1 protein-coding gene is annotated in these 1,520 nt (G+C 64.4%); it reads right to left on the bottom strand.

The window, feature by feature from the left end; all coding sequences use genetic code 11:
* Positions 1-1,520: glycosyltransferase family 2 protein (locus tag ACYPXD_RS00960; protein ID WP_459706428.1), on the bottom strand; the 1,520-nt coding region annotated here is incomplete at both ends.

The raw sequence follows: 1,520 nt of genomic DNA, 5'->3' as shown, positions 1-1,520 counted from the left end.
GCGTAACTGTCGTCGCCGCTGGCCGGCATGATCGCGCGCGTCGTCTGCGCGGCTTTCTTCGTCAGCCGGATCAGCGACGGCGACAACGCGTCAAGCATCTGCGGGCCGCGCAGGTGCGCATCGATTTCCTCGAAAATTTCGACGAGCTGTTTGCCATGCTCCGCGTTTGCCGCTGGCAGCGCGTCGACCGCCTCGCGCGCGAGTTGCAGGTTGTCGCGTATTCCGGATCTGGCAGCCGACGCAAGCGGCGCTTGCAGCCACTCCTCGCACGCGTTGGCGAGCGCGATCAGATGGCCGGCGAGATTGCCGCTATCGACCGACGAAACATACACGGGCGTCAGGGCCCGCAGATCCCGCGTGTCGTACCAGTTATAGAAATGGCCCCTGAAACGCGACAGTTTTTGCATCGAGACGAATGCGGCTTCAATGCGATCGACGGTCTCCACCGTCGCCGCCCAGCCGAAATCTCGCGCGACGACCGCCGACAGCAGATACAGCCCGAGGTTGGTCGGCGAGGTGCGCTGTGCGATGACCGGCTTCGGATCTTCCTGGAAATTGTCGGGTGGCAGCATGTTTTCGAGCGGCGTCACAAAGGTCTCGAAGAAGCGCCAGGTGCGCCGCGCGATCAGGCGCAGGTTCTCGGCGTCCTCGTTGGACATCGCAAATCGCCCCGCGACCGCTGGCGAACGGCTCGACCACAATGCAAGCGCCGGTGCGGCCAGCCACAGCAATGCACACGGCAGTACGAGCGGCCAATGTGCCGGCTCAAAAGCGAGCGCACCGGCGCACAACGCGAGTGCGAGCGTGATACCGCCGCTCATCTGCCGACAAAAGCCGCTCAGATCCAGGCGCGGGCTGGCCTTCGACTGAGCCGCCGTGGTCCATTCGAGCAGGCGGCGATGCGTGATGAACAGGCGCACCAGCGTCCGGACGATCGCGTCACCCATGCGCCATGCGTGATCGGCAACGAACGCGGCCGATAAAACGATTTGCAGCGCAGCAAGCCGCACGTCGGCAGCCAGGACGCGGAAGTGATTGCGCAGGCGAATCCCCGCACGTCGCGGCAGGATCGCGAATAGCGTCGGCAGAAACGCGGGAACGGCGAGCACGCCTAACAGCGCCAGGATTCCCGCGAGACCGGCGCGTACCGGCATCAACCAGCACAGTGCGAACGCGGCGACCATCGTGGGGGCGAGTAGTGAGCGCCGCAGATTATCGAGCATCTTGAAGCGGCCGATGGACGGCATCGCTGGCCGCGCACGTCCCCGGTGCCCGACGATCCACGGCAGCAACTGCCAGTCGCCGCGCGTCCAGCGATGCTGGCGTTTCGACGTGACGTCGTAACGTGACGGCACTTCCTCGACTACCTCGACATCGGATGCAAGGCCCGCGCGCGCAAAAATGCCTTCGAACAGATCGTGACTGAGCAGTGCGTTTTCCGGCACGCGCCCACGCAACGCCGCTTCGAATGCATCGACGTCGTAGATGCCTTTACCGGTAAACGAACCCTCGCCGAAAAG

It is taken from the genome of Paraburkholderia sp. 2C, assembly GCF_054589215.1.
This window is presented reverse-complemented; position numbering and strand designations above follow the sequence as displayed.